The sequence below is a fragment of the Streptomyces sp. NPDC090499 genome, assembly GCF_044769305.1.
Classification (GTDB): domain Bacteria; phylum Actinomycetota; class Actinomycetes; order Streptomycetales; family Streptomycetaceae; genus Streptomyces.
Genome location: NZ_JBIVXP010000036.1, coordinates 39,165 through 47,742 on the forward strand (window position 1 = coordinate 39,165; position 8,578 = coordinate 47,742).

Consider the following 8,578-nt stretch of genomic DNA (forward strand, 5'->3'; position numbering starts at 1 on the left):
CACCTTTCGCGCGAAGAGGCGAGGAAGCAGCGGATGCGACAGACAGTGCGGGAGTTCCAGCAACGCGCGGAGAAGGCCGACTTCACAGCCGTCGTCGACGACACGGGCCGGCACGGCGCGCGCGACCTGCTGGCGCGCGCCGCCGAACTGGCCGACGCCATGGCCCCGGACGGCTCGCCCGGCGGGACCGTCCTGCTCCAGGCCGACAACTCCTGGCGCACCGTCGCCGCCACCCTCGCCGTGGGACTGACCGGCGGCGTCCTGGCCCTGGTCAACCGCCACACGACCCGGGCCGAGTTCGCGGCGGCCCTGGAGGACATCCGCCCCGACACCGTCGTCGCCGAGCCGTCCGCGGCCGAGGGATGGCAGGCGCGGGAGGGCGTGGTGGGTGCCCGGACCGCCGGGGTGCTCGACGGCTGGCAGGCTCTCGCCGGCCACGGCCCGCGTGACGTCTCCCGCTGGTCCGGCGGCGCGCTCATCGGCCTCACGTCCGGCTCCACCGGGCGGCCCAAGGGAGTCGTCCAGTCCGAGAGCGCCCTGCGCTACGCGTGCGCCCGCACCGCCGAGATCAACGGGCTGCACGACGGCGACGCGGTGGCCGCCGTCGTGCCCCTCTCCTCGACCGCCGCGTACTGCTTCGGCGTGGGCATGGCGCTGATGCTCGGCGGCCCGCTCGTCCTGAGCGGCCGCTGGGACCGCGAGGAGGCACTGGCACGGATGTCCGCGAACGACGTCCGGTGGACCATGTGCGTGCCGACCATGGCACTGCAGATGGGCTCGGCGGCCGCCGGATCACGGGTCCTCGAAGGCGTCCGTTCCCTCACCGTCGGCGGTGGTCCCATGGACCGCGGCGCCCTCGCCCGTGCCGAACACTCCCTCGGGACCCGGATCCTGCGCGTCTTCGGCATGTCCGAATGCCTCGGGCACACCTCGCCGCGGCCCGACGACCCCGAGGAGATCCGGCTGGGCCGGGACGGACGCCCGTTCCCCGGCACCGAGTTGCGCGCGGTCGCCGCCGACGGCACCGTCCTCGGCCCCGGAGCGACCGGCCGGGCCCAGGTCCGCGGCCCTTCCCTCTTCCTGGGCTACGCCCGTGACGGCAAGGTCGAACCGCCCGCCCTCACCCCGGACGGCTTCTTCCCCACCGGGGACCTGCTGGCCACCGGCGACGACGGGACGGTCACCGTCATGGGCCGGGAGAAGGACGTCATCATCCGGGGCGGCCGCAACCTGGACATCACCGAGATCGAACGCGCGGTCGCCGCCCACCCGGGTGTCGCGCGGGCGTGTGTGGTGCCGGTGCCGGACCCGCTGCTCGGCGAACGGGCGGCCGTGCTCGTGGTCCCGGAGGACGGCCACGACGGCATCGGCCTCGACGACCTCACCGCACACCTCGACCGCACCGGACTGTCCAAGGCCAAGTGGCCCGAATTCGCCTTCACCGTGGCCGAGTTGCCGCAGACCACGGTGGGCAAGCTCGACCGTTCGGGAGCCCGCAGGCTCGCCCACGAACTGCACACCCGGCTCTCCCCGGAGCCGGCCCCGCACCCGCACCGCCCATCGCACCGGCAAGGAGACGCATGACCTCCCCCACGACCCGCACCCCTCGCTTCGACCGCGGCCGGTGGGCGGAGGCGGGCGCCGAGACCGTACGGCCCGGCGTCCACCGCATCCCGCTGCCGCTGCCGGACGACGGACTGCGCGCGGTCAACGTGTACGCGCTGGAAGGCCTGGCGGAGGGGCTGGTCCTGATCGACGGGGGCTGGTCGGTCCCCGAGTCCCGCAAGGCACTCGAGGACGCGCTCAGCGGCCTCGGCCACGACCTGGGCGAGATCAGCCACATCCTGGTCACCCACATCCACCGCGACCACTACACCCAGGCCGTCGCACTGCGCAGGCTGCTCGGCTCCCGGGTCTACCTCGGCGCAGGCGAGCGCCGGGGCCTGGAACTGCTCGGATCGCTCCGTACGACGCAGCCGGCCGGTTCGCTGCAGACGCTGACGCGTTCCGGAGCGGGCGAACTCGCCGAACGGGTGGCCGCGATGGACCACGGCGACTTCGACCCGGACGTGTGGGAGGCCCCGGACCGCTGGCTGGAGGCGGAGGAACTCCGCTTCGGCGACGCCAGGTTGCAGGTCGTCCCGACGCCGGGCCACACCCGGGGGCACGTCGTCTACCTCGACCACGCCCGAGGCCTGCTCTTCTCCGGAGACCACGTCCTGCCGCACATCACCCCGTCCATCGGCTTCGAACTCGGCCCGGCCGAGCTGCCGCTGGGGGACTACCTCGACTCGCTGCGGATGATGACGACGCTCCGGGACGCCCGGCTGCTGCCCGCGCACGGCCCGGTGGGCGACAGCGTGCACGCCCGGGTCGGCGAGTTGCTGGCCCACCACGACGACCGGCTCGCCCGGACCCTGGCGGTCCTCGGCGACCGCACGCTCAACGCCCACGACGTGGCGGCGGAGTTGGGGTGGACGCGGCGCACGGTCGCCTTCGCCGACCTGAACGCCTTCAACCAGATGCTCGCGGTCAACGAGACCGCGGCCCACCTCGACGTACTGGCGGCCCGCGGTCACGTCCGGCGCACCCGGTCGGCCGACGGCGTCGACCGGTACGGCGCGCACGCCGGTTAGCGCGCCGTCCAGCCTCCGTCGACGTACAGCTCCGAGCCGGTCATGAAGCTCGCGTCGTCGGAGGCCAGGAACGCCACGGCCGCCGCGACCTCCTCGGGCGTGCCGAGCCGACCGAGCGGCGTGCCGTCGAGCATCGCGGCCAACCGCGGTGTGCCCCGCCACAGTTCACGGGACCGGGGCGTCTCGATGAAGCCGGGGTGCAGGGAGTTGACCCGGACGCCGCGCCGCGCCCAGTGCAGCGCCGCGTTCTTCGTCATCAGGCGTACGGCTCCCTTGGCCGCGTGGTACGAGAACTGGGAGCCGAAGCCGCCGACCGTACCGAAGATCGACGCGACGTTGACGACCGAACCGCCGCCGGACCGCTCGATGGCCGCGCCGGCGTGCTTCATGCCGAGCCAGACACCGGTCTGGGTGACCGCGATCACCTGGTCCCAGGACTCCCGGGTCTCCGTCTCGACGGTGCGCATCGCGGCGATCCCGGCGTTGTTCACCAGCACGGACAGCGAGCCGAGCCGGCCGGCCACCCGGTGCACGACGCCCTCCCAGGCCGACTCGTCGGTCACGTCCAGCGCCAGCCCGAGGGCCCCGCCCCCGACCTCCGCGGCGAGTTGCTCGCAGCGCTCCGCGTCGACGTCGGTCACCACCACGGTGGCCCCCTCGGCCGCGAGCCGCCGGACGACGGCGTCCCCGATGCCTCCGCTCGCGCCGGTCACCAGGGCCACCCGGCCGCCCAGCCTCGTCTCCATCATGTGCGTCCTTCCCTCAGCGCTTGACACCGCGCCAGGCCAGCGCGCCGCCGTCGATCACATGGGCGGCACCCGTGATGAACGCCGCGCTGTCCGAGGCCAGGAAGCAGGCGAGCCGCGCCACCTCCTCCGGCCGCCCCAGCCGGTCCACCAACTGCGGCGCCAACAGCGCCCGTTCCGTCGCTCCGCGATCCTCGGCCGCGGCGCAGTGGTCCTGCGTCAGCCGGGTGTCGATGACGCCGGGACAGAGGCAGTTGCAGCGCACCGGGGCCAGGTCGACCGCGGTGACCTTGGTCAGATGGATGACACCGGCCTTGGTGACTCCGTAGGCCGGGCAGTCGGGAAAGCCCACCAGGCCGGAGACGGAGGCGGTGTTGACGATGGCCGGGCCGCGCGTCGACCGCAGCAGCAGAGGCGCCGCGAACTTGGTCGTCAGCCAGACGGCCTTCAGATTGACCTCGTAGACGGCGTCCCAGACCTCCTCGGGGAGCGAGCCGACCCCGTGGTCCTGGCCGGTGGTGAACGCGGTGTCGATCACTCCGGCGTTGTTGACCAGCACGTCGAGGCCGCCGAAGCGCTCGGCGCACCGCGTCACCATGCCCTCGATGTCGTCGCGCACCCGCAGGTCGCACCCGACCGCCTCGGCCTTCGCCCCCTCGGCACGCACCAGTTCGGCGGTCTCGCCGACGGCCGCCGCGTCGAGGTCGGCGACCACCACGGCCGACGCACCCTGCCGGGCCGCCTCCACCGCGATGGCCCGGCCGATGCCCCGGCCCGCGCCGGTGACGAGCGCGACCCTGCCCTCCAGGGAACCATCCACCGTCCGCTCCCTTCCGTCCGAGACGGATCGTGAACTGAACCAACTTCAGTTCACCAACGGAGTCTAGGTTCCTGAGGGGGAGAGCGACAAGGGGTGGGAGCGCCGGCGAGCTGCCTCAGGGCCGGTAGACCATCCCGGGCCGGGGCTTGGCCGGGGCGAGCAGTTGCGACACCGTGACGACGGTGTAGCCACGCTGCTTGAGCGCCTTGAGAATCCCGGGAACGGCGGGCACGGTCCCCTTGTGCAGGTCGTGCAGCAGAATGATGCCGTCGCGGTGGGTCTGGTCGAGCACCCGCTCGGTGATCAGGGCCGAGTCGGTCGTCTCGTAGTCCTTGGCGGTGACGCTCCACAGCACCTGTGCAAGGCCCAGCTCCCGGCAGATCCTGGCCACCTTGCGGTCGGTACGGCCCTCCGGCGGACGCATCAGGACGGGCCTGGTGCCGGTGATCCTCTCGATGGCGTTCTGGGTCCGGGTCAGCTCCGCACGGGCGTCGGCCTCGTCGAGATCGGTCAGCCTCGGGTGGGTCCAGGTGTGGTTGCCTATCTCGTCCCCCTCCTCCGCGATGCGGCGCAGGATGCCGGGGTACTTCGAGATGTGCCCCCTGCCCTGCACGAAGAACGTGGCGTGCAGGTGCTGCTGCTTGAGGATGTCCAGCAGCCGGGGAGTCGTCGGGCTGGGGCCGCCGTCGAAGCTGAGGGCCACGCACTTCGCCTTGCGGCAGTCGACGCCTGCGGTCACCGATCCCGATGCCTTGGCCCGGGCGGCACGCGGCGAGGTGTGATCGTAGGTCGTCACCGTCAGTGCCAGCGTCACGGCGACGGCCACCACGGCGGCCGCCGCTGTCGCGACGGCGATGCGTATGCGAAACCGTCTGGAACGTGCGTCGAAGAGCATATGAGCCCTTTCTTCGGTGGAGTCGCGGAGTTACCGCGTGCAGGTGAGGACGGGCCGCGCGGAGAGGTCCCGCGGCCGTGTGCCGAGCGTCAGGCGATACCTCGGACGGCGCCCGAGCCGACGCTCCGTCAGCTGTGGACCAGCAGGGAGAGCCCCGGCATGCAGATGACGGACAGCGCCGTCGCGGACACCGGCCCCAGCCCCTGCCCCGGGAACGCCCGGACCAGGGCCTTGGACAGGCCCGGTTCCCGGTCGCGGGCCGACAGCGGGGCCGCCGGTGCTCTCGCCGCCGCCGCTGTTACGTTCGACGAGGTCGGCTATCCGGCCGCCGGGTACGGTGAACCCGCAGTCCCGCAGGGCCCAGGCGCCCCGCCTCCGGTACCGGAATCCGAGTCCCGCGGCCCGCACCGCGGCCGCGCGTCAGGCCCGGTCATACGTCCCCCCTCCTGCGCTCCCGGTCGCCCGGGGTGTGGCTGTCGTGTTCGTTGGCGTGGGCGTCCAGGGCCGCTGTGACCATGGCGAGGACGTCGGCCCGTTCCAGGCCCTCGGCCAGGGCGCGTGCCACCCAGTCGGTGACCTCCCGGCGCAGCGGCGAGTCGTCCTGCGCGCCGGGCCGGGCCAGTGACCGGGTCACGAAGGTTCCGAGCCCGCGCCGGAGCTCGACCAGGCCGGCCTGTTCCAGGTCCCGGTAGGCGCGGAGCACGGTGTTGGGGTTGATGGCGGTCGCCGCCACCACCTCCTTGGCCGTGGGCAGCTTGTCCCCGACCTTGAGAAAGCCCATCCGGAGCGCTCGTTCGGTCTGCTCGACGATCTGGACGTAGGCCGGTACGCCGCTGCCACGGTCGATCCGGTAGTCGATCACGTCGTCTTCCTCGGTTCCACCATGCTTGTGCTAATGAATTAATGGAAGCATGGTGGATGTCCGGTGGTGCTGTCAAACGCCTGTGGGCGCACTGGTGGGATCGGGGTGCCGCCGGAGGCATGCCGCCCGTGCCGGACACCAGGGGAGTCAGGCGGTGCCGGGTTCCTCGTACGGGATGCGGTTCAGGTGCAGCACCTCGCCCAGGGTGCCCCACTCGTCGCCGCCGAGCTTGGTCAGGGGGCGCAGCAACGCGCTGTCGGGGCGGCCGCCGGCGAGGTACCTCTCGTCGATCGCGGCATGGAGCACCCGCCCGAAGACCAAGGTGCAGTTGCCCATGCGCAGGGTGGTGTGGGAACGGCACTCCAGAGCCGCATGGGCGGCCGCCACCCTGGGCGGACGGACACTTCGGCTGGCCTCCCGCTCGATGCCCGCGGTGTCGAACTCGCTCACCGAGCGCGGGAAGTCGATGGCCGTGGCGTTGATCAGCTGCAGGAGCGGTTCGGACGAGAAGTTGACGACGAACTCCCCGGTCTCCTCGACGTTGCGCAGCGAGTCCTTCCGGCCGATCGAGGTGAACTGGACGATCGGGGGATCGGTGCTGGCGATGCTGAAGAAGGAGTGCGGGGCGAGGTTCTCGGTCCTTCCGTCGGGTGTGATCGTGGAGACCCATGCGATCGGCCGGGGAATGACGACCGATGTCAGAAACCTGTAGAAGTCCGTGCTGCTCATGGCCTCAGGGGTGTATTCCACGCGCATGGACCGAGTATCGGACCGGCACACCCGAGCCCACCGCAGCCAGGTCGGGTGTGTCGTGGCGGCTCACGCGCCGGCTGTCTCCTCGGGCGGCCCGGCGGCTCCGAGCGCGGTGCGCCTTCCCCGCACCCCACGCCGCCGTCGAGGGCGTCGCGCCGTCCTAGGACTTGTCCGGCCGATCATGTGACTGCTTCGTGCCGGCGTCGTTGATGTGGACATGGGGCGGGGCGATCTGACAGATGCCGAGTGGGAACGGCTGCGGCCGTTTCTGCCGGTCAGCAACGGTCGTTGTGGCCGGTGGCGGGACCACCGGCAGGTAATCGACGGGCTTCTGCACCGGGTCCGGACCGGAGTGCACTGGCGTGACCTACCCGAACGGTTCGGCCCGTGGAAGACGGTCTACGAACGCCACCGGCTGTGGTCGGCCGACGGGACCTGGGAACGCCTGCTCCAGCAGGTCCAGGCCGCGGCGGATGCGACCGGCGAGATTGACTGGGACGTCTCAGTGGACTCGACCATCGTCCGCGCGCATCAGCATGCGGCCGGTGCCCGCACCGATCCGCCGCCGGCACCCCCCTCAAAGGGGGCCGAGGAGGTGGAACATCAGCACGAGAAGCCATGGCAGAGCCTGGTCGCCCGCCTGGTGGAGGTGGTGCTGGAGGTGAGGGCCTGGGCCGCTCACGCGGCGGGTTCACCAGCAAGCTCCACCTGAGCGCGGACGGCAGATGCCGCCCGCTGTCCCTGATCGTCACGCCAGGCCAGCGGGCGGACTGCACCCAGTTCAAGGCCGTCCTGGAGAAGATCCGCGTTCCCAGACCGGGCCCGGGCAGGCCCCGCAAGAAGCCGGACAGCCTCGCTGCCGACAAGGCGTACAGCAATGGACCCATTCGCAAGTACCTGCGAAAACGTGGCATCCGCCACACGATCCCGGAGAAGGCCGACAGTCAGGTCGCCCGCCTGCACAAAGGATCACGCGGAGGACGGCCGCCCGGCTTCGATGAAGAGCGATACAAGAAGCGCAACACCATCGAACGGGCCATCAACCGACTGAAGCAGCATCGCGCGGTGGCCACCCGCTATGACAAACGCCGCTACCTCTTCCTCGGCACCGTGACTGTCGCAGCCGTCACCATCTGGCTCCGTTCATGACCGGCCATGCTCCGGTGAAGGAAGAGTATGCAGGTCGGGCCGGTTACGGTTCGCCCAAGTTCCGGCAGGTTCAGCCGAGCCCCGTTCCCAGAGCCACTGTGCACCGGCTGCCAAGGCTCGCGCAGCGTCCAGCGGTGTGGCGAAGCAATCCTCACGTTGCTCCAGGTAATGACCACCGCAATCCTCGACACGATCGCAGTCCAACACGATGTCGGCCGTCACGGCCCAGCCACCCGGCAGTGAGTGGCGATTACGGTTGTCCCGCCCAACAGGAACCCGATCGAGGCACAGAACAAACTCCACCCCCGGTGCACTTGCGGCTCCGAAGAGATCCGCCTCGGCAGCGCCAGGCATGTGATGGAACTCGAGACCACATCCCGTCCAGGTCGCTCGCGATCCCAGATGCGACGCCAGCAACACGATGCGCTCATCGGCCTGGCTCACATAGCGGCCGACCTCACCCACGTCGTCAAGGTAGGGAAAGACCCACCGAAGGTCACCATCGTCCAATCGAGTCGCCTGCACGCCGCACAGTTTGCCGTTCTCCACCGAACTCACGCCACCAGACGCCTACAGCACTGGCAACCCGCTCCCAAGCAATCGCATGATCGCCCGGACAGCGCCTAGAAGGCTGATGAAGATCTTGGTGAGGGCTGTCCGGCCGTCAGGCCGGACAGCCCTCCGCTCATGCACTGGCTGGTGCGATGTGCCAGGTGC

Annotated in this window: 8 protein-coding genes and 1 pseudogene; 3 read left to right on the forward strand and 6 right to left on the reverse strand. The window is 71.0% G+C overall.

Features of this window, described 5'->3' with window-relative positions; translation table 11 throughout:
- The first annotated feature begins 33 nt into the window (after positions 1 to 33).
- Together ACIQVL_RS50500 and ACIQVL_RS50505 are read left to right on the forward strand one after the other, a co-directional pair.
- Positions 34 to 1,584, forward strand: coding sequence for a class I adenylate-forming enzyme family protein (locus tag ACIQVL_RS50500; RefSeq protein ID WP_403425660.1), 1,551 nt, complete (start codon positions 34 to 36; stop codon positions 1,582 to 1,584).
- Positions 1,581 to 2,636, forward strand: coding sequence for an MBL fold metallo-hydrolase (locus ACIQVL_RS50505; protein ID WP_403425658.1), 1,056 nt, complete (start codon positions 1,581 to 1,583; stop codon positions 2,634 to 2,636). Before ACIQVL_RS50500 ends, ACIQVL_RS50505 begins: the two co-directional genes overlap by 4 nt.
- Here ACIQVL_RS50505 and ACIQVL_RS50510 read toward each other — a convergent pair.
- The 5 genes from ACIQVL_RS50510 to ACIQVL_RS50530 form a co-directional block, all read right to left on the reverse strand.
- A complete protein-coding gene (locus tag ACIQVL_RS50510) occupies positions 2,633 to 3,382 on the reverse strand; it encodes an SDR family NAD(P)-dependent oxidoreductase (protein WP_403479158.1) in 750 nt (249 codons plus the stop codon). The genes ACIQVL_RS50505 and ACIQVL_RS50510 overlap by 4 nt on opposite strands.
- A 16-nt stretch (positions 3,383 to 3,398) precedes the next feature.
- Positions 3,399 to 4,202: an SDR family NAD(P)-dependent oxidoreductase gene (locus ACIQVL_RS50515; protein ID WP_403425656.1), complete on the reverse strand. Its 804-nt coding sequence runs from the start codon at positions 4,200 to 4,202 to the stop codon at positions 3,399 to 3,401.
- Between the two features lie 115 nt (positions 4,203 to 4,317).
- Positions 4,318 to 5,097, reverse strand: coding sequence for a polysaccharide deacetylase family protein (locus ACIQVL_RS50520; protein ID WP_403425655.1), 780 nt, complete (start codon positions 5,095 to 5,097; stop codon positions 4,318 to 4,320).
- A 430-nt stretch (positions 5,098 to 5,527) separates the two neighbouring features.
- Positions 5,528 to 5,959 carry a GntR family transcriptional regulator gene (locus tag ACIQVL_RS50525; RefSeq protein WP_403479154.1) on the reverse strand — a complete coding sequence of 144 codons (432 nt, stop codon included), beginning with the start codon at positions 5,957 to 5,959 and terminating at the stop codon, positions 5,528 to 5,530.
- Between the two features lie 147 nt (positions 5,960 to 6,106).
- Complete coding sequence (locus ACIQVL_RS50530; RefSeq protein ID WP_403425651.1) at positions 6,107 to 6,715, reverse strand: flavin reductase family protein; 609 nt, start codon at positions 6,713 to 6,715, stop codon at positions 6,107 to 6,109.
- A gap of 214 nt (positions 6,716 to 6,929) precedes the next feature.
- Here ACIQVL_RS50530 and ACIQVL_RS50535 point away from each other — a divergent pair.
- Positions 6,930 to 7,861 (forward strand): annotated as a pseudogene (locus tag ACIQVL_RS50535) (IS5 family transposase).
- Here the strand turns inward: ACIQVL_RS50535 and ACIQVL_RS50540 are convergent.
- Complete coding sequence (locus tag ACIQVL_RS50540; RefSeq protein WP_403479155.1) at positions 7,856 to 8,419, reverse strand: hypothetical protein; 564 nt, start codon at positions 8,417 to 8,419, stop codon at positions 7,856 to 7,858. The pseudogene ACIQVL_RS50535 and the gene ACIQVL_RS50540 overlap by 6 nt on opposite strands.
- Positions 8,420 to 8,578: the final 159 nt, after the last annotated feature.

Coding starts and splice junctions, on each gene's coding strand:
- ACIQVL_RS50530 (WP_403425651.1), bottom strand. CDS start 6,715: ATGCGCGTGGAATACACCCCTGAGGCCATGAGCAGCACGGACTTCTAC.
- ACIQVL_RS50500 (WP_403425660.1), top strand. CDS start 34: ATGCGACAGACAGTGCGGGAGTTCCAGCAACGCGCGGAGAAGGCCGAC.
- ACIQVL_RS50505 (WP_403425658.1), top strand. CDS start 1,581: ATGACCTCCCCCACGACCCGCACCCCTCGCTTCGACCGCGGCCGGTGG.
- ACIQVL_RS50520 (WP_403425655.1), bottom strand. CDS start 5,097: ATGCTCTTCGACGCACGTTCCAGACGGTTTCGCATACGCATCGCCGTC.
- ACIQVL_RS50510 (WP_403479158.1), bottom strand. CDS start 3,382: ATGGAGACGAGGCTGGGCGGCCGGGTGGCCCTGGTGACCGGCGCGAGC.